This is a genomic window from Frigoribacterium sp. 2-23, from assembly GCF_049601585.1.
In the GTDB taxonomy this organism is placed as follows: Bacteria; Actinomycetota; Actinomycetes; order Actinomycetales; family Microbacteriaceae; genus Frigoribacterium.
Genome location: NZ_CP187126.1, coordinates 1,017,488 through 1,035,632 on the forward strand (window position 1 = coordinate 1,017,488; position 18,145 = coordinate 1,035,632).

Annotated in this window: 21 protein-coding genes and 2 tRNA genes; 12 read left to right on the top strand and 11 right to left on the bottom strand. The window is 69.3% G+C overall.

All coding sequences use genetic code 11. From position 1 onward, the window contains the following. Positions 1-7: 7 nt before the first annotated feature. From ACPEEZ_RS04835 to ACPEEZ_RS04855, 5 genes are all read right to left on the bottom strand, one after another. Entirely contained in the window at positions 8-403 is a 396-nt protein-coding gene (locus tag ACPEEZ_RS04835) for a metallopeptidase family protein (protein WP_423923361.1), read from the bottom strand. A gap of 610 nt (positions 404-1,013) precedes the next feature. Next, positions 1,014-1,086: transfer RNA gene (locus tag ACPEEZ_RS04840), tRNA-His, on the bottom strand. Positions 1,087-1,123: 37 nt separating this feature from the next. Further along, positions 1,124-1,744, bottom strand: a complete 621-nt coding sequence (gene orn / locus ACPEEZ_RS04845) for an oligoribonuclease (RefSeq protein WP_423923363.1) — start codon at positions 1,742-1,744, stop codon at positions 1,124-1,126. 115 nt (positions 1,745-1,859) lie between these two features. Further along, positions 1,860-3,122 carry an MFS transporter gene (locus tag ACPEEZ_RS04850; RefSeq protein WP_423923365.1) on the bottom strand — a complete coding sequence of 421 codons (1,263 nt, stop codon included), beginning with the start codon at positions 3,120-3,122 and terminating at the stop codon, positions 1,860-1,862. Continuing rightward, positions 3,119-3,556: a MarR family winged helix-turn-helix transcriptional regulator gene (locus ACPEEZ_RS04855; RefSeq protein ID WP_423923367.1), complete on the bottom strand. Its 438-nt coding sequence runs from the start codon at positions 3,554-3,556 to the stop codon at positions 3,119-3,121. Before ACPEEZ_RS04855 ends, ACPEEZ_RS04850 begins: the two co-directional genes overlap by 4 nt. Before the next feature lie 103 nt (positions 3,557-3,659). Between ACPEEZ_RS04855 and ACPEEZ_RS04860 the strand changes: the two genes are divergently transcribed. From ACPEEZ_RS04860 to ACPEEZ_RS04880, 5 genes are all read left to right on the top strand, one after another. Then, positions 3,660-3,944, top strand: a complete 285-nt coding sequence (locus tag ACPEEZ_RS04860; RefSeq protein ID WP_423923369.1) for an oligoribonuclease — start codon at positions 3,660-3,662, stop codon at positions 3,942-3,944. Between the two features lie 78 nt (positions 3,945-4,022). Further along, positions 4,023-4,283 carry a thioredoxin domain-containing protein gene (locus ACPEEZ_RS04865; protein WP_423923371.1) on the top strand — a complete coding sequence of 87 codons (261 nt, stop codon included), beginning with the start codon at positions 4,023-4,025 and terminating at the stop codon, positions 4,281-4,283. A gap of 99 nt (positions 4,284-4,382) precedes the next feature. Next, positions 4,383-5,681 carry a glycosyltransferase gene (locus tag ACPEEZ_RS04870; RefSeq protein WP_423923373.1) on the top strand — a complete coding sequence of 433 codons (1,299 nt, stop codon included), beginning with the start codon at positions 4,383-4,385 and terminating at the stop codon, positions 5,679-5,681. Further along, on the top strand, positions 5,678-7,789 hold the full coding sequence (locus ACPEEZ_RS04875) for an ArnT family glycosyltransferase (protein ID WP_423923375.1): 2,112 nt from the start codon (positions 5,678-5,680) through the stop codon (positions 7,787-7,789). The genes ACPEEZ_RS04870 and ACPEEZ_RS04875 overlap by 4 nt, the downstream gene beginning before the upstream one ends. A 26-nt stretch (positions 7,790-7,815) precedes the next feature. Next, positions 7,816-7,891, top strand: a tRNA-Arg gene (locus ACPEEZ_RS04880). Between the two features lie 70 nt (positions 7,892-7,961). On the opposite strand, the gene ACPEEZ_RS04885 is transcribed toward ACPEEZ_RS04880, so the two are convergent. From ACPEEZ_RS04885 to ACPEEZ_RS04895, 3 genes are all read right to left on the bottom strand, one after another. Continuing rightward, entirely contained in the window at positions 7,962-8,936 is a 975-nt protein-coding gene (locus ACPEEZ_RS04885) for a hypothetical protein (protein ID WP_423923377.1), read from the bottom strand. Between the two features lie 51 nt (positions 8,937-8,987). Then, positions 8,988-9,344 carry a hypothetical protein gene (locus tag ACPEEZ_RS04890; RefSeq protein ID WP_423923379.1) on the bottom strand — a complete coding sequence of 119 codons (357 nt, stop codon included), beginning with the start codon at positions 9,342-9,344 and terminating at the stop codon, positions 8,988-8,990. 118 nt (positions 9,345-9,462) lie between these two features. After that, positions 9,463-10,482: an aldo/keto reductase gene (locus ACPEEZ_RS04895; protein ID WP_423923381.1), complete on the bottom strand. Its 1,020-nt coding sequence runs from the start codon at positions 10,480-10,482 to the stop codon at positions 9,463-9,465. A gap of 34 nt (positions 10,483-10,516) precedes the next feature. Between ACPEEZ_RS04895 and msrA the strand changes: the two genes are divergently transcribed. The 6 genes from msrA (at position 10,517) to ACPEEZ_RS04925 (ending at position 14,883) form a co-directional block, all read left to right on the top strand. Then, entirely contained in the window at positions 10,517-11,044 is a 528-nt protein-coding gene (gene msrA / locus ACPEEZ_RS04900; RefSeq protein WP_423923383.1) for a peptide-methionine (S)-S-oxide reductase MsrA, read from the top strand. A 65-nt stretch (positions 11,045-11,109) separates the two neighbouring features. Continuing rightward, entirely contained in the window at positions 11,110-11,361 is a 252-nt protein-coding gene (locus tag ACPEEZ_RS04905) for a methyltransferase (protein WP_423923385.1), read from the top strand. A gap of 143 nt (positions 11,362-11,504) precedes the next feature. Beyond that, positions 11,505-12,086 carry a single-stranded DNA-binding protein gene (gene ssb, locus ACPEEZ_RS04910; RefSeq protein WP_423923387.1) on the top strand — a complete coding sequence of 194 codons (582 nt, stop codon included), beginning with the start codon at positions 11,505-11,507 and terminating at the stop codon, positions 12,084-12,086. A gap of 107 nt (positions 12,087-12,193) precedes the next feature. After that, positions 12,194-12,664, top strand: coding sequence for a DUF6993 domain-containing protein (locus tag ACPEEZ_RS04915; protein ID WP_423923388.1), 471 nt, complete (start codon positions 12,194-12,196; stop codon positions 12,662-12,664). A 57-nt stretch (positions 12,665-12,721) separates the two neighbouring features. After that, complete coding sequence (gene ettA / locus ACPEEZ_RS04920) at positions 12,722-14,407, top strand: energy-dependent translational throttle protein EttA (protein ID WP_423923390.1); 1,686 nt, start codon at positions 12,722-12,724, stop codon at positions 14,405-14,407. A 2-nt stretch (positions 14,408-14,409) separates the two neighbouring features. Then, entirely contained in the window at positions 14,410-14,883 is a 474-nt protein-coding gene (locus ACPEEZ_RS04925) for an acyl-CoA thioesterase (RefSeq protein WP_423923391.1), read from the top strand. Between the two features lie 61 nt (positions 14,884-14,944). Here ACPEEZ_RS04925 and ACPEEZ_RS04930 read toward each other — a convergent pair whose 3' ends face one another. Next, positions 14,945-15,829: an acyl-CoA thioesterase gene (locus ACPEEZ_RS04930; protein WP_423923393.1), complete on the bottom strand. Its 885-nt coding sequence runs from the start codon at positions 15,827-15,829 to the stop codon at positions 14,945-14,947. A gap of 21 nt (positions 15,830-15,850) precedes the next feature. On the opposite strand from ACPEEZ_RS04930, the gene ACPEEZ_RS04935 reads away from it, so the two are divergent. After that, on the top strand, positions 15,851-16,534 hold the full coding sequence (locus ACPEEZ_RS04935; RefSeq protein WP_423923395.1) for a hypothetical protein: 684 nt from the start codon (positions 15,851-15,853) through the stop codon (positions 16,532-16,534). A 40-nt stretch (positions 16,535-16,574) separates the two neighbouring features. On the opposite strand, the gene ACPEEZ_RS04940 is transcribed toward ACPEEZ_RS04935, so the two are convergent. Together ACPEEZ_RS04940 and ACPEEZ_RS04945 are read right to left on the bottom strand one after the other, a co-directional pair. Next, on the bottom strand, positions 16,575-17,048 hold the full coding sequence (locus ACPEEZ_RS04940; protein ID WP_423923397.1) for a globin: 474 nt from the start codon (positions 17,046-17,048) through the stop codon (positions 16,575-16,577). Next, a complete protein-coding gene (locus ACPEEZ_RS04945) occupies positions 17,045-18,052 on the bottom strand; it encodes a mechanosensitive ion channel family protein (RefSeq protein WP_423923399.1) in 1,008 nt (335 codons plus the stop codon). The genes ACPEEZ_RS04940 and ACPEEZ_RS04945 overlap by 4 nt, the downstream gene beginning before the upstream one ends. Positions 18,053-18,145: the final 93 nt, after the last annotated feature.

Consider the following 18,145-nt stretch of genomic DNA (forward strand, 5'->3'; position numbering starts at 1 on the left):
GGCGGTGTCAGGCCCAGCCGAGCTCGTGCAGGTGGGCGTCGTCGATGCCGTAGAAGTGCGCGATCTCGTGGACGAGGGTGACGTGGATCTCGTCGCGGAGCTCGTCGAGGGTGTCGACGGCGGCCAGGTGCGGCTCGCGATACAGGATGATGCGGTCGGGCAGCTCGCCGAAGCCGTAGGTGCCGCGCTCGGTCAGGGCGACGCCGTCGTAGAGGCCGAGCAGGTCGAGGCTGCCGTCTTCGGGGCGGTCTTCGGTGACGAAGACGATGTTGTCGAGGCCGTCGACCATGTCGTCGGGCAGGCGGTCGAGCTCGTCGACGACCAGCTCGTCGAACCGCTCGGCGCTCACGCTCGCCGGGTCGATCCCCGCAGCAGGGCCGGTGTCGTCGTCATCGCCTGTCACGCAGACCACCCTCCCATACACGCCCTGGGGTGTCCCCCCGCTTATTGGAGGGCACGCAACCCGACCTCTGAACCCGGCCCCCCACGACGTCTTGGACGCGGACCGCGTCGAAGACCAAAAGGCACGGAGAGAAAAGCAAAACCCCTGCCCATTGGAGGGCACGCAACCCGGTCTCTGAACCCGGCCCCCCACGACGTCTTGGACGCGGAACGCGTCGAAGATCAAAAGGCACGGAGAGAAAAGCAAAACCCCTGCCCATTGGAGGGCACGTAAGCCGGTCTCTGAACCCGGCCCCCCACGACGTCTTGGACGCGGACCGCGTCGAAGATCAAAAAGCACGGAGAGAAAAGCAAAAACCCCTGCCCATTGGAGGGCACGTAAGCCGGTCTCTGAACCCGGCCCCCCACGACGTCTTGGACGCGGAACGCGTCGAAGACCAAAAAGCACGGAGAGAAAAGCAAAACCCCCTGCCCATTGGAGGGCACGCAACCCGACCTCTGAACCCGGCCCCCCACGACGTCTTGGACGCGGAACGCGTCGAAGACCAAAAAGCACGGAGAGAAAAGCAAAAACCCCTGCCCATTGGAGGGCAGGGGTTTTGCTTTTCTCGGGTGAGTAACGGGGCTTGAACCCGCGGCCTCCTAGACCACAACCAGGCGCTCTACCAGCTGAGCTATACCCACCATGTGCCTGCCGAAGCAGTGCGACTAGAAGAGTGTATTACAACTTCGAGGCCCATTCGTCCACGACGGCCTTCGAGATCGCCTGGACGTCCTCCGTGGTCGGCCCGGGCTCGGCGACGAAGCCGGCGCGGCGGTAGTAGGCGAGCTCGCGGATCGACTCGAGGATGTCGGCGAGGGCGCGGTGCCCGCCGTTCTTCTGCGGGGCGTTGAAGTACACGCGGGGGAACCACCGGCGGGCAAGCTCTTTGATGCTGGACACGTCGACGCTGCGGTAGTGCAGGTGGTTGTCGACACGGGGCATGTACTTCGCGAGGAAGGCCCGGTCGGTGCCGATGGTGTTGCCGGCGAGCGGTGCCTGGCCCGAGGTCGGGACGTACTTCTCGATGTACTCGAGCACCTCGAACTCGGCCTCGCCGAGGCTCACGCCGTTCGGGATCTCCTCGAGCAGACCCGAGCTGGTGTGCATGTTCGTGACGAACTCGTTCATGTGGTCGAGTGCGCTCTGGTCGGGCTTGATCACGATGGTGAAGCCGGGGTGCACGGGGGCGAGGTCGAAGTCGGTGATGACGACGGCGACTTCGACGAGCTCGTCGACGTCGACGTCGAGTCCGGTCATCTCGCAGTCGATCCACACGAGGCGGTCGTTCGTCGTAGCCATGGGGCGAGTCTAGTCCGGGCCGTTCGGCCGGGCCGCGTACGCGGCGAGGCGCGCATCGGACGCGCGCCGCGCCTCCTGATCGTGGCGACGATCGAGGAGGCGCGGCGCCGGTCGGTCAGGACGCCTCGCCCACCCCGATGGCCTGGGCCTCGACCAGCTCGGTCTCGGGCCCGTCGTCGACGTGCCGCAGCGTGCGACCGAAGACGAGCGCGACGACGAAGGCGATGGCGACGCTGGTCGCCGCGAACCAGTAGCCGGCGGCGGGGGTGACGACCGCAGCGATGGTCGTGGCCGCCGGGGGAGCGACGGCCCCGCCGATGAAGCGCACCGCCGAGTAGGCGGACGACGCGACGGACCGGGGCAGATCGGTCGCCTCCATCACGCATTCGGTGAGGACGGTGTTGAGCACGCCGAGCGCGAGGCCGCCGACGATGACGCAGAGGACGAGGCCGATCTGGCTCTCGATCACGATGCCGGCGACGACGAGGTCGACCGCGAGCAGGGGCAGGGCGATCTTGAGCACGGTCGTCCGGCGCAACCGCGCGGTGAGCAGGGGAGCGACCCACACCGACGTGACGGCGAGCCCGACGCCCCAGCCGAAGAAGGTCAGCCCGATACCGAGCGCCCCGAAGCCGAGCGGGTACGGCGTGTACGCGAGCAGGACGAAGAAGCCGATGTTGTAGAACAGTGCGATCGCGGCGAGCGTCGCGAGCGCGGGGCGCCCGAGGGCCCGGAACGGCGCGCTGAGCGTGGTGGGCGTCGGCTTGGCCGTCTCGCCGCGCAAGAAGACCGCGATGGCGACGAACGCGATGGCCATCAGCACGACGACGCCGAAGAACGGGCCGCGCCAACTCACGCTGCCGAGAAGGCCGCCGAGCAGGGGGCCGACGGCGATGCCGATACCGAGAGCGGCCTCGTACAGGATGATCGCGGACGACGATCCGCCGCTGGCCGCGCCGACGATCGTCGCCAGGGCGGTCGAGATGAAGAGGGCGTTGCCGAGCCCCCACCCGGCCCGGAACCCGATGACCTCTTGCACGGACCCGCTCGTGGCGGCGAGCAGGGCGAAGACGACGATCAGCGCGAGGCCGATCATGAGCGTCTTCTTCGGCCCGAGTCGGCTCGAGACCCAGCTCGTGAAGAACATGGCGACGCCGGTCACGAGCAGGTAACTGGTGAACAGGTACTCGGACTGGGTCGCGGTCGCGTGCAGATCGGCGGCGATGGTCGGCAGGATCGGGTCGACGAGCCCGATGCCCATGAAGGCGACGACGCACGCGAAGGCGATGGCCCAGACGGCCCGCGGCTGCTTCAGCAGGTTCGGCCTGGGCTCGTGGTGGGCGGCGGTGGGAGAGGCGGACGAGGAGGCGGTGGTCACGCGACCGACACCTCCGTCTGGACGCGCGCCGCGAGCAGCTGCGTCGCCTGGTCGAGCACGGCCCATTCGCTCTCGTCGAGGTCGTCGAAGAGGTGGCCGAGCGAGGTCGCGAGCGTGTGCTTCCACTCGGCGAGCGCCTCGGCGCCCTTGTCGCTGAGGGCGATGAGCCAGGCGCGGGAGTCGTCGGTGTCGGCGATGCGGTAGACGTATTCGTCTTCGACGAGGCCGTGCAGCAGTTTGGTCATGCTCGGCTGGCTGACCCGGCTCGCCTTGGCGAGCTCCCCGATGCGGAGCGAGCCGTCGGTGCTGAGGATGCCGAGGGTGCGCCAGACCGCCGGTGACGTGTTTCGGCCGGTGGCCTGCGCGGCGATACGCGTCAGGCGGCTGGTCGACGTCACGAGGCGTTCCAGGATCTCGAGAGGCTGTGAAGTCATGACGGCAAGTGTATAACCAGGTTATATAGCTTGTCTATTCTTCCTCGGGCGCGCTCGCCGATTAGCTGGGACTCCGACACCAGGGGCCTGATAGACAGTCCCCATGACAGACAGCAAGCCCACCGTGGCCGAGGGTTCCGAGTACGTCGTCTTCTTCGAAGGCGGTCCGAGCGACGGACGGACGGACACGCGCATCAGCACCGACGGCTCCTACGACGACGAGATCGTCGACTACGTGCTCATCGACGGCCTCGAGACCGGCATCGCCTACACGGCGACGACTGCGCACATGGTCGGCGAACAGCTGCAGGTGCACTACACGGTCGACCAGAAGGACAGCGACCCCGTCGACGACCCCGAGGATCGCAACGACGACCGCGACAACTGACGCCGCGGTCGCGACGCGACCAGGTGATGACGAGGAGGCGCGGGGAATGCCGACCCGCGCCTCCTCGTTGCTGTCGACATGAAGCTCGAGCTGTACACGTCCGCGTTCTGCGGACCCTGCCACGCGGCCCGCGGTGTCGTGACCGAGGCTGCGCGCCTCGTGCCGGCTCTCGGGGTCCACGAGGCGGACGTCGTCGCCGAGGCCGGCCGCGCCGAGTCGCGCGGCATCAGCAGTACGCCGACCATCGTGGTGCTGTCGGCGGCGGGCGACGAGGTCTTCCGAGCCGACGGGGTGCCGCGTCTCGACCAGCTCCTCGGGGCTCTCGCACTGGCCGTCTGAGGGGTCGGAGCCGGCGTCAGGGCCGACTCATAGCCGAACCGTGGCTACTTCTTCGACGGAGCCGACGATCCTGCAAGGCCGTGCGATCACTCTCGGGTCATGGCCCAGAACCCACACCCTCTCGAGCTCGATGTCGTCGTGCCCGTCTACAACGAGCAGGCGACGCTCCGCGCGAGCGTCGAGCGCCTCCACGCCCATCTCTCCGCTCATGCCCACGAGACCTGGCGCATCACGATCGCCGACAACGCGAGCACCGACGGGACCGGCGCGATCGCCGACCGGCTCGCCGCGACCCTGACCGACGTGGTCGTCGTCCACGTGCCCGAGAAGGGACGCGGGCGCGCCGTCAAGCAGGTCTGGTCGGCGTCGCCGGCTCTCGTGCTCGCGTATCTCGACGAAGACCTCTCGACCGACCTCGCCGCCCTCGAACCCCTGGTCGCCCCGCTGCTCTCCGGGCACTCGGATCTCGCCATCGGGACGCGCCTGACCCGCTCGTCGCGCGTCGCGCGCGGCGTCAAGCGGGAGTTCATCTCGCGGAGCTACAACGTGCTGCTCCGACGGGTCATGGGCGTCGGTTTCAGCGACGCCCAGTGCGGCTTCAAGGCGATCCGGCGGGACGTGGCGGCGCGACTCCTGCCGCTCGTCGAGGACGACGGCTGGTTCTTCGACACCGAGCTGCTCATCGTGGCCGAGCGGTCGGGGCTGCGCATCCACGAGGTGCCGGTCGACTGGATCGACGATCCCGACAGCTCGGTCGACATCGTGGCGACCGCGATGACCGACCTCCGTGGTCTCGTCCGCGTCGGGGCGGGGCTCATGCGGGGGACGATCCCGGTGAGAGCGGTCTACGACGAGATCGGCCGGCGCCCCTTCGCGGTCGACACCCGGCCCACGTTCGTCGCCCAGGTGCTCCGGTTCGGCGTGATCGGCCTCGCCTCGACGGCGGCCTACGCGCTGTTCTACCTCGTCCTGCAGGGCGTGCTCGTCGCCCAGCTGGCGAACTTCCTCGCCCTGCTGATCACGGCGGTCCTCAACACCGCCGCCAATCGTCGGCTCACGTTCGGTGTCCGGGGGCGGAGCGGCGCCGCGCGCCATCACGCCCAGGGGCTGCTCGTCTTCGGGCTCGCCTGGCTCATCACCGCGGGGTCGCTCGTCGGCCTGCACACCGCGCTGCCGCAGGCCGGCGTCCAGGTCGAACTCGTCGTGCTGACCGTCGCGAACCTCGTCGCCACCGTCCTCCGCTTCGTCCTGTTGCGGCTCTGGGTGTTCCGGAGGCAGGCGAGCCCCGATCCGGCGGCACCGCCGAGGGTCGCCTCGGCACCTCACGAGGGCCCGACGCCGAGTGAGGCCGGCGTTCGAACGCCGAACACCGAGCTGCGAGAGGTGGACGCACGATGAGCGGCCAGAGCGGTTCGCTCCGCGGTATCGGCGGGGCACCCGGACGCACCTCCGGTGCACGCGGCCAGCGGCAGAGCCCCTCGTCGATGGCGTCGACCCTGAGACGCGGGGCGCGGCTCCTCATCCGCGGTCGCGAGGGAGTGGCGACCTGGGAGCACCCGGCCTTCGTGGGGCTGCTCGTCGCGACGGCGGCGCTCTACCTGATCAACCTCTCGGCGAACGGATGGGCGAACTCGTTCTACTCGGCAGCCGTCCAGGCCGGGTCGACCAACTGGGAGGCGTTCCTCTTCGGATCGTCCGACGCCGCCAACTCCATCACCGTCGACAAGCCGCCCGCCAGCCTGTGGCTGATGGCGTTGTCGGTGCGGTTGTTCGGTCTGTCCTCGTTCAGCATCCTGCTGCCCCAGGCTCTGATGGGCGTTGCGACCGTCGGTCTCGTCTACGGCGTCGTGCGCCGTCGCTTCTCGGCGGTCGCCGCCCTGACCGCGGGGGCCGTGCTGGCCCTGACGCCGGTCGCCGTGCTCATGTTCCGCTTCAACAATCCCGACGCCCTGCTCGTGTTGCTGCTCACGGCGGCCGGTGCGCTGACGCTGCGTGGCATCGAGACCGGGAAGATCCGGTGGGTGATCTGGGCCGGGGTGGCGATCGGCTTCGGGTTCCTGACCAAGCAGTTGCAGGCCTTCGTCGTCCTGCCCGTGCTCGCGGGCGTCTACCTCGTCGCGGCACCCGTCATCCTGCGGAAGCGACTGCTCCATCTGCTCGCCGCGCTCGCCGCCGTGATCGTCTCGGCCGGGTGGTGGGTCGCGATCGTCGAGCTCGTCCCGGCGAGCATGCGGCCCTACGTCGGCGGCTCGCAGAACAACAGCTTCCTCGAGCTGACCTTCGGCTACAACGGCTTCGGTCGGCTCACGGGCGAGGAGACCGGCAGTGTGACGGGAGGCCGTGGCGGCGCCGCGACCGGAGGCATGTGGGGCAGCACGGGGCTGACGCGTCTCTTCGGTGAGCAGTTCGGCGGGCAGGTCATGTGGCTCGTCCCCGCGGCGCTGATCGTCGGCGTCGCGGCACTGGTACTGATCGGGCGCCGGCACCGGACGGACGCGCGTCGGGCGACCCTGCTCCTCTTCGGCGGTTGGCTCGTCCTGACCGGACTCGTCTTCAGCTTCATGTCGGGCATCTTCCACCCCTACTACACCGTCGCCTTGGCACCCGCCATCGCCGTGGTGATCGGAGCGGGCGCCGACGTCCTGTGGCGACGTCGCGACCGCCTGTGGGTGCGGATCGTCCTGGCGGTGGCCGTGCTCGTGACCGGCGGGTGGGGCTTCGCGCTCCTCTCTCGGGCGGAGTCGTGGCAGCCGTGGATCCGCATCGTCGTCCTCGTGCTGTCGGTGATCGGCGCGGCACTCGTCCTCGTGCCCCGTCGCGGGCGTCGTCTCGCCTCCGCGACCGTCGCCGTCCTGCTGGCGGCCTCGCTGCTCGGCCCGACCGCTTTCTCGATCGACACGATCGCGACCGCGCACAGCGGATCGCTGCCGAGCGCCGGCCCCGCCGTCCAGGGTGGTGGCTTCGGGGGCCGTGGCGGCGGAGCGGCAGGCGGACGCGGCTTCGGTTTCGGAGCAGGGCGAGGCGGGACCCCGCCCGCGTTCGGCACCGGCCAGGGCACGGGTACGGGCACGGGCGCGGGTACGGCCCAGGGTGCCGCGCCCGGCGCCGGAGCACCGGTCGGTGGCACGCAGACCGGACGAGGAGGCGCGGGTGGGCTCCTCGAGGCCGCCACGGTCAGCAAGCAGCTCGCCTCGTATCTCGCCCAGAACGCGTCGGACTACACCTGGATCGCCGCCGCCGTCGGGTCGAACTCGGCCTCGGGCTATCAGCTGGCCACCGGTGACCCGGTGATGCCCATCGGTGGTTTCAACGGGAGCGACCCGTCCCCGACCCTGGCGCAGTTCAAGCAGCTCGTCGCCGACGGCAAGATCCACTACTTCATCGGTGGCACGGTGGGGGCGTCGCACGGAGGGAGCTCTGCGTCGAGTGAGATCGCCGCCTGGGTCGAGGCCTCGTTCACGAAGACGACCGTCGACGGCGTGACCCTCTACGATCTGACGTCCTGAGCGTGACCCGGTATCGTGAGGTGGACGCCCTCGTAGCTCAGCGGATAGAGCAGGAGCCTTCTAATCTCTTGGTCGCAGGTTCGATTCCTGCCGAGGGCACCACCTGACGGACTCGGATCGCACGACAGAGGCCCGCATCACCACGGTGATGCGGGCCTCTGTCGTCTGCGGGTCAGTGCTCGTCGGTCGGGTCGGGACTCGTCCGCCGCCGCACCTGCTGGGCGCTGACCGGATCGCCGTAGCGAGCCTCGTCCGCGTCGTCGTCGACATCGGCTGCGCTCGGCGCCGACGCGGGAGCGGGAGCGGGAGTCGGGCTGGCCGCGGGCGATGCCGAGGCCGGCGTCACGCGAGGCATCGCCTCGGTCGCGTTCAGCGAGGCGCGATAGCGATCGTCTCGTGACGTCGAGTCGGGGTCGCTGGAGGACGATGCGGGGGAGTCGACACGAGCCGGAGTCGTCGCGGGCACCACCGTTCGCGGCTCGGCCGGTGCAGCCGCCGGGCTGGTCGGTCGGTCGAAGGGTGACGACGGTGCCGGGGAGGATGCCGTCGCGGAGGACGGAGCGGGAGTGGCCGTCGCGGCCGTGGTCTTGCCGGCGGCGCGATCGGCATCCCAGGCCTTCTGTCGGGCATCGAGGCCCTTGTCGACGTCGGCCTCCTCGTATTTCCAGCGTTCGAGGTCGTACCGGAAGAGCTTCTTCGCCTTGGAAGGGCGGTTCTGCCATTCGACGAGTCGGTCGCGGAAGTCGGCGAGGGACTGCTCGGCCTGGAAGCTGAACGTCACGGAGTTGCGCTTGATGTCGGCGAGCTCGTGCTCCGCCCAGCTGGCGGCCGACCCGGCGCCGGCGGCCGGGAGCAGACGGAGCCGCACCTCGGCCTCCTGCGCGAGGTGGTCGGCGTAGGCGCGCTCCTCGGTGCCCAGGGACGACCAGATGGCCGCCTTGCGGGCCGCCGTGATGAGACCGGCCACGGCGGCGGCCTTCGCCTCGTCTTCGGCGTGCGAGATGACTCGCTTGGTCGCCGCACGGCCGATCGACGCGGCGATGACGCCCGCCACCACGATGGCGACGAACGGGATGATGGCGCTCGAGATGATGCGCCACCCCTGGTCGGACGAGACCCACTCAACGAAACTGTTCCACCACTGCATGGGGCGCACATTACCTCGACCGTCGAGAGACGTCGGGGAGCGACAGGCCTATCACGCGAAGCGGAAGCAGTCGATGGCGTCGTCGCGCGACCAGAACTCGCCGATCTCGACGAACCGGCGCTGGCGCGGGAGGAACCTCTTCGCCCGGTAGCGATCACCGAGGGGATCGACGACCCGCTCGAGGTACCCGGCGACCTCGCCGTTCGCCCTCGTCACGCGAGCGAGGCCGTCGTGCAGCTGGACGAGCCGGAGCCCACCGCGCTGGGTCTCGAGCGGAGCGGGCGTCGACGTCGCGACGGCGAAGGCCGGAGACGCCGCGGTCGGCGGCACCAGGCGCGGAGACGCGACGGGGTGGGACGGGGTGACGGGGTGGGACGGAGTCTGGCGGGTGGGGGACGTCGAGATCATGGTGTGCTCCTGGGGTCATCCGGCCGATGGCTGTCGAGAACGGTTCGAACATACGATCGACCACCGACATCGGCGGGACGACCCCAGACCTGGGCGGAGTCCCTCGAGGAGCGGGGTGTCAGCTCCCGGTGCCGTCGACGGCGAAGGGTTCGATCGCGGCGAGCTCGTCGTCGGTCAGAGCCGCACCGTGCAAGGCATCCAGACTGTCGTCCAGCTGCGACACACTCGACGCGCCGATCAGGGCGCTCGTGACCGCGGGCTGACGGAGCACCCACGCGAGCGACAGCTGCGCGAGCGACTGACCCCGCGCCTCCGCGATCTCGTTCAGGCTGCGGACCCGGGAGAGATACGTCTCGCTGAGCGCGTCCTCCGTGAACCAGCGGCCCTCGGCCGCCCGCGAGCCCTGAGGGGCCGATCCCGAGAGGTACCGCCCCGTGAGGAGGCCGCCCGCGAGAGGGGAGAACACGATGGAGCCGACGCCGTGCTCGAGGAGGGTGTCGAAGAGGCCGTCCTCGGGGGCGCGGTCGAACATGTTGTAGCGGGGCTGGTGGATGAGCAGCGGAACCCCCTCGGCCTCGAGGGCCGTGATGGCTGCGCGGGTCTGTTCGGGGTCGTAGTTCGAGATGCCGGCGTAGAGCGCCTTGCCCTGCCGCACGGCGGTGGCCAGCGCGCCCATCGTCTCCTCGATCGGGGTCTCCGGGTCGGGGCGGTGCGAGTAGAAGATGTCGACGTAGTCGAGACCGAGGCGCCCGAGGCTGGCGTCGAGCGACGACAGCAGGTACTTGCGCGAACCGAAGTCGCCGTACGGCCCGGGGTGCATGTCGTAACCGGCCTTGGTCGAGATGATCAGCTCGTCGCGGTACGGACGCAGGTTCGCGGCCATGATCCGGCCGAACTGCGACTCGGCCGAGCCGGGAGGGGGGCCGTAGTTGTTCGCCAGGTCGAAGTGGGTGACACCCCGGTCGAAGGCCCGGAGCACGATGTCGCGCTGGGTCTCGAGGGGGCGGTCGAATCCGAAGTTGTTCCAGAGTCCGAGGGAGATACGGGGCAGCTTGAGTCCGCTGCGGCCGGTTCGGACGTAGTCGAGCCGGGAGTACCGTTCGTCGTCGGCGACGTAGGGCGTGAAGGGTGATCTCATGACCCCACACTAGGGCCGGGAGTAGCCTGCGGCCATGACCACATTCGTTCTCGCGGGCGGCTGCTTCTGGTGCCTCGATGCCGTCTATCGCACCCTGCAGGGCGTCCAGGACGTCGTCTCGGGCTACACGGGCGGTCGCATGCCCGACCCGACCTACGACGACGTGTGCTCCGGGCTGACCGGCCACGCCGAGGCGGTCAAGGTCGTCTTCGACCCCGAGGTCATCCCGTCGGACGTCATCCTCGATGTGTTCTTCACGCTGCACGACCCCCGTCAGCTGAACCGTCAGGGTGCGGATGTCGGCACGCAATACCGCTCGTCGATGTTCTACGCCGACGATGCCCAGAAGAATCTCTTCGAGGAGGCGCGGGGCCGCGCCTCCGAGCTCTGGGACGGCGGTGTCGTGACGACGGTCGAGCCGCTCTCGACCTGGTACGACGCCGAGTCCTACCACCAGGACTTCTTCGCCAAGAATCCCGGCCAGGGCTATTGCATGGCCGTCGCCCTGCCGAAGGTGAACAAGGTCCGCAAGTCGTACGCGCCCTACGTCCTCGCGTCGTAGGCACGGTGTCACGAGTCGACGCATCGGGTGTCGTCTCGACGAACAAGAGAATGAGGTGCTCGACGATGAGCGACCAGAATGCCGTCTCCGAGACGAAGACGCTGACCGATCACAAGACCTTGACGGGGCAGACCTGGGTGGCCACGGGGCCGGCCGGCGTCGTGGGCTCGATCAACCGCACGACGGAGGGCTTCGCCGTCCGTCTGGCATCGCGCGACGAGTTCAGCGGTGAGTACCCGACCCTCGCGGTCGCCAAGAGCGCCCTGTTCGCATCGCTCGGGCCCGGTGCGGACTACCCGGAGTTCTCCGAGCACTGATTGTCCGTGGACTGGTTCGCCGGGCGCCGATCCGCGCGGTGGCGGGCGCGTCGCTCCTGCACCGGCCGCCGCGTGCGGTGCCGTGTCCACAGGTAGGCCTGGTGCTCGTCGCGGCGCCGTCCACGGCTGGCGAGACTCACGGCATGACAGACCTCATCGCCCTCACCGGAATCGTCGCCACCATCCCTCGCGCCCTGAAGACCGGGGCGGGGCTGAGTATCACGAGCTTTCGGCTCGCGTCCGCTCAGCGCCGCTTCGATCGGTCGAAGAACGCGTGGGTCGACACCGACACGAACTGGTACACCGTCACGGCCTTCCGTGGTCTCGCCGAGAACGCGGCCGCGTCGCTGGCCAAGGGCGATCGCGTCGTGGTGACCGGTCGTCTCCGCATCCGAGCGTGGGAGAACGAGGAGCGCAGCGGCACGACGGTGGAAGTCGACGCCGACGCCATCGGTCACGACCTGCACTGGTGCACCACACGCTCCACGCGCATCACCGCCGCTGCACCGACGAGCTCGGACGACGAGTCGGGCACGCCGGAGGACGAGTCCGCGCACTCCGGAGCCGATGAGCAGTCGTCCGACACCGTGTCCGACGAGTCCGCGCCCGACGCCCCGGCTCCCGCGTCCGGTGAGGTCGGCGGAGCCGTCGCCCAGACGGCGTTCGCCGACCCGGCCCCCGGGTCCTCGACCTGGGACGACGAGGAGGCGCCGCGTCCGTTCTGAGCGCCCGCCCCGAGAGTCGGTGGTCCGGCTCCGAGCGGCCTGCCGACTCGACCCCCGTAGAATCGCACTCGCCGTGCCTCCTCGGGTCGCGTGCAGAAGGGGGACCCGTGTCCAGCTCGCGATCGATGCGACGCCGCCGCCCGGCAGGGGCGATCGTGATCGTCCTGACCGCCGCGCTGGCCGTCGCCGGCTGTACCTCGTCCGACCGGCCCGAGCCGACGCCGTCGGTCACGACCCCGACTCCGACCAGCTCGACGCTGACACCCGAGTCGACCACGGCCGAGGCATTCGCCTTCTTCGACACCGCCAACCGGGCGCTCCTCGGGGCGACGCCGATGCCGGGTGGTCAGGCGATCGTCGACAACCTCGTGGCCGCGGGCTTCGACAAGTCGAAGATGCAGGTCACAGCAGACAAGACCTCCATCGGTCGCGACGTCGACTCGGTCGAGTTCTCGGTGCTCTGGGGCTCGGACTGCCTGATCGGGCAGGCGCAGAACTCCGGGTACACGAGTCAGACGACCCCCGTGCTCGGCAACGGTGCATGCCTCATCGGCACGACCCGCACCATCGACTGGTGACCCGTCTAGCGGTCACCGCCCCGCGCTCACTGCCTCACCCGAACTAGACTGGAAATCATGGCCGAATACATTTACTCGATGGTCCGTGCCCGCAAGGCGGTCGGCGACAAGCTGATCCTCGACGACGTGACCATGTCGTTCATCCCGGGTGCCAAGATCGGCGTCGTCGGTCCCAACGGTGCCGGTAAGTCGACGATCCTGAAGATCATGGCCGGCCTCGACACGCCGAGCAACGGCGAGGCGAAGCTGAGCCCCGGATACACGGTCGGCATCCTGATGCAGGAGCCCGAGCTCGACGAGACCAAGACCGTTCTCGAGAACGTCCAGGAGGGCGTCGGCCCCATCAAGGGCAAACTCGACCGCTTCAACGAGGTGTCGGCCGCGATGGCCGAGCCCGATGCCGATTTCGACGCGCTGCTGGCCGAGATGGGTCAGCTCCAGGAAGAGATCGACGCGGCCGACGCGTGGGATCTCGACTCGCAGCTCGAGCAGGCCATGTCCGCGCTGCGCACGCCGCCCGGCGACGCACCCGTGGCGAACCTCTCCGGTGGAGAGAAGCGCCGCGTGGCGCTCTGCAAGCTGCTGTTGCAGAAGCCCGACCTGCTGCTCCTCGACGAGCCCACCAACCACCTCGACGCCGAGAGCGTGCTCTGGCTCGAGCAGCACCTCAGCAAGTACCCCGGCGCCGTGCTCGCCGTGACCCACGACCGGTACTTCCTCGACCACGTGGCCGAGTGGATCGCCGAGGTCGACCGCGGCCGCCTCTATCCGTACGAGGGCAACTACTCGACCTATCTGCAGAAGAAGGGCGAACGCCTGCAGGTCCAGGGCAAGAAGGACGCGAAGCTGGCCAAGCGTCTCGCGTCCGAGCTCGAGTGGGTGCGGAGCAACGCCAAGGGGCGTCAGGCGAAGTCGAAGGCCCGCCTGGCCCGCTACGAGGAGATGGCGAACGAGGCGGAGCGCACGAGGGTCCTCGACTTTGAGGAGATCGTGATCCCGGTCGGCCCGCGCCTCGGTTCGCAGGTGATCGACGCCAAGAAGCTGCACAAGCAGTTCGGCGAGCGTGTGCTCATCGACGACCTCAGCTTCACCCTGCCGCGCAACGGCATCGTCGGCGTCATCGGCCCGAACGGCGTCGGCAAGACGACGCTGTTCAAGACGATCGTCGGTCTCGAGCCGCTCGACGGCGGAGACCTCAAGGTCGGCGAGACGGTCGACATCTCGTACGTCGACCAGAGCCGCGGTGGCATCGACCCGAACAAGAACCTCTGGGAGGTCGTGTCCGAGGGGCTCGACTACATCCAGGTCGGCAAGACCGAGATCCCGTCGCGGGCCTATGTCTCGCAGTTCGGCTTCAAGGGCCCCGACCAGCAGAAGAAGGCCGGTGTGCTCTCCGGCGGTGAGCGCAACCGTCTCAACCTGGCGCTGACCCTCAAGCAGGGCGGAAACCTGCTGCTGCTCGACGAGCCGACCAACGACCTCGACGTCGAGACCCTCGGCAGCCTCGAGAACGCACTGCTCGAGTTCCCCGGTTGCGCCGTGGTCATCACCCACGATCGGTGGTTCCTCGACCGGATCGCCACGCACATCCTGGCGTGGGAGGGGCTCAACGAGGACGGCACCCCCAACTGGTACTGGTTCGAGGGCAACTTCGAGGCGTACGAGGAGAACAAGATCGAGCGTCTCGGCGCCGACGCGGCCAAGCCCAGCTCGGCGACGTACCGCAAGTTGACGCGCGACTGACCATGACACGACTGCACGTTCCCACGAGGCTCCGCTGGAGCGATCTCGACGCATACGGGCACGTGAACAACGCGGCGATGCTGCGCCTCCTCGAGGAGGCGCGCATCGACGCGTTCTGGTCGCGCGACGACCCGTCCGCAGAGGCGATGGCGACGGCGGTGCTCGATGGCCGCACCGACTCGCAGACGATGACCCTCATCGCGCGGCAGGAGCTCGAATACCTGCTGCCGATCCCGTATCTCCGCTCGCCGCTCGACATCCAGCTCTGGATCGGCCGACTCGGCGGTGCGAGCCTCGAGGTCTGCTACGAGGTGTGGTCTCCGGTCGGCGTTGCTCCGGCGCAGCTCTTCACCCGGGCATCGACCACCATCGTCTTGGTCGATGCCGACACCGACCGGCCACGTCGGATCTCCGACGTCGAGCGGGCCGCCTGGACGCCGTTCGTCGAGGAGCCGCTGACCTTCCGTCGGCACTGAGTCCGGCACCGCCGACGAGCGAGCGTCAGCCGACCGCGACCCGTCAGCCGACCGCGACCCGTCAGCCGCGCGGGACGCGGATCATGCCCTCCTGGGCGATGCTCGCCAGGAGGCGTCCCGAGCGGTCGTAGATGCGACCCAGAGCGAGGCCGCGTCCGCCGATCGCGTTCGGTGACTCCTGCACGTAGAGCAGCCACTCGTCGACGCGGCCGTCGCGGTGCCACCACATGGCGTGGTCGAGGCTCGCCGCCTTCAGCCCAGGGGTGACCATCGGCACGCCGTGTCGACGGTAGACGGACTCGAGGATGGTGTAGTCGCTCGCGTAGAGCAGCGCGGCACGGTGGATGTCGAGGTCGTCCGGCAGGGTGCCCGTCGCTCTCATCCAGACGGCCTGATGCGCCACCTGCTGGCCCTCGACCGAGAAGAAGACGGGCGACGGCACGTGGCGCATGTCGAACGGCCGGTCGCGGGCCCACGAGCGCGCGATCGGGTGGTCGACGCCCTCGAGGTACGACGTGTCGCTCGCGACGTCGTCGGGCTCGGGCAGGTCGGCGGGCATGTCGATCTGGTGGTCGAGGCCGTCGTCCGGTGTCTGGAAGGACGCGATCATCGACAGGATCGGCACGCCGTCCTGCGAGGCCTGGGTGCGTCGTGTCGCGAACGACCTCCCGTCGTGGATGCGGTCGACGGTGAACGTGATCGGGATCGTCAGATCGCCGGGGCGCAAGAAGTAGGCGTGCAGCGAGTGGACCGTGCGCGAGGCGCCGATCGAACGCTGGGCGGCCACGAGGGACTGCGCCATGACCTGACCGCCGAAGACGCGCCCCATCGGGTCCCACTGGCTGGTGCCGGTGAAGACGTCCTGCCCGCCGACGATGCCCGCGGGGGACAGGTCGAGGGTGGTCAGCAGGCTGGTGAGCGGATCGGGTCGGTCGGCGTCGGTCACCCGATGTAGTTTAGGGTGCCGATGACCCGTACATTCACGCTCCCAGACTCCCTGTCGCTCAGCGACCTCAACACCTACCTCGGTCGCGCCGCCCGAGTCGAGGACGGCTCCGTCCGGCTCATCGCCGGGTCGGGCGTGCTGGCCGTCTACACGGCCGTGCTCTACCCGATGGGGTTGATGGACTCCAGCCCGACCGTCCTGGGGCTCCGCACGTTCGAGCTCACCGACCGGCCCGACTTCGACGCCGTCGTGCCGATCCGGTCGCTGCGGGATCGCCTCACGCGCCTCCAGAACGAGGTCGTCGACCCGACGGCCGCCGTGACGGCGACGCTGCCCGTCGAGGTGAACACCGTGACCTGGGCGGCCATCTCGCCCCCGCGCGGTGGGTGGTCGCCGCTGACCGGGGCGACGGAGGCGCAGTTGAGGTCGACCGCGGACGCCGGCATCGCCGAGGTGGCCGCCGCGGTGCCGACGGGCATCGGCGAGCAGATCGTGCACCGGGTGCGGTCCGAGGTCTGGGGGCGCCCCGTCGAGGGAGCCGAACACGTGCCGGCCGGTGCCGCGTTCGCGGCCCTGAGCCTCGGATTCCTCGCCGATGGCGAACCGGTGTCGATCTTCGAGACCGGCACCTGGACGCGCCTGACCACGAGTCGTGGGCATGTCCTGGTCCGGCGCCGCGGCGCCGGTCTGTCGCTCTCCCGCTAAGGGGCCGGCGCTGAGAGGTCGGCGCTGAGGGGCCGGCGCGTCAGCCGGCGGTGTTGACCATGGCCTGGGCGGCGCGGTCGAGATAGCCCCAGAGCATCGCGTCGTCGAGGGGCGACAGCTCGAGTTCGTCGACGGCGACACGCATGTGCGCCAGCCATCGATCGCGGGCCGCCGGGGTGACGGCGAACGGCATGTGCCGCATGCGGAGGCGTGGGTGACCCCGCTCCTGGCTGTACGTCGTGGGCCCGCCCCAGTACTGCTCGAGGAACCCCGTCAGGCGTTGGATCGCACCTTCCAGATCGGCCTCGGGATACATCGGCCAGAGCAGGTCGTCGGTGCGCACTCCCTCGTAGAAGCGACGCACGAGTCGCTCGAAGGTGGGGCGACCGCCGATCTGCTCCCAGAAGTTGCCCTGGGCGGCGTCGCCACCGGCCCCGACCCGCAGCGTGACCGGCTGCCCGGCCGGTGGTCGACCGGAGGAGGGCAGGGGCGAGGGGGTGGGGAGGTCGGTCATCGGCGCTTGCCTCTCGGGATGTGCGGGGTGGGGACCGTGCGCGGGGGCCGCGAGCCCTGGACGGAGGCGGCGCCGTCGAACCCCGTGAGCACGACGCTCGCGAGGGACGGCAGCTGGATGCCCATCTCGTCGAGGGCCTTCTTGAGACGGGCGCGCAGCTCGCGGTCGACGTTGTCCCGATCGGCGGAGCGGGTCTTGGCGACGATGCGGATGACGATGTGCTCCTCGGCGATCGACTGGATGCCCCAGACCTCGGGCTGGTCGATGATCGCGCGCTTCCACTTCGGGATGGCGGCGAGCTCGTTGGCCGTGTTGAGCATGACGTCCTGCACCTGGTCGACGTCGGTCGAGTACGGCACGGCGAGGTCGATCACGACGCGGGTCCAGCCCTGTGACATGTTGCCCACGCGCAGGATCTCGCCGTTGCGCACGAACCAGAGCACACCGTTGACATCGCGGACCTGTGTCACGCGGATGCCGACGGCCTCGACCACGCCGGTCGCCGGCCCCACGTCGACGACGTCGCCGACGCCGAGCTGGTCCTCCGCCACCATGAAGATGCCGTTCAACATGTCCTTGACGATGTTCTGGGCGCCGAACGCGAGACCAGCGCCGACCACGCCGGCCGCGCCGAGGATCGTGACGACGTTCACCCCGACGGTCTGCAGGACGAGGATGAGAGCGAACCCGGCCACCAGCACGGTGACCACGTTGTTGAGCACGCTGCCGAGCGTGCGAGTGCGCTGGACGACGCGCACGGCCTGCAGCGGCGACGCCGTCAGCGCCTGCGTGTCGTCGATGTTCTGCTTGCGCTTGATGCCGTTGACGACCTGGTCGACGACGCGTCGGATGGCGAAGTGCAGCACGACGCGCATCAGGATCGCGACGACGAGGATGATCGCGATCGTGATCGGCTTGCCCCACATCTCCCAGAAGGCGTCCCAGTCGAACGAGGCGGCGACGGCGGAGGCAGGGTCGGTGGCGGCAGCGATCAGAACGTCCATATGGCAGACAAGTGAAGCACGCCGCGGTCGGCGCTCTCGGTGAGCACGCTGGACGTGTCGGCCGAACGACGGACGGCGGGCCCCGTGAGGGGT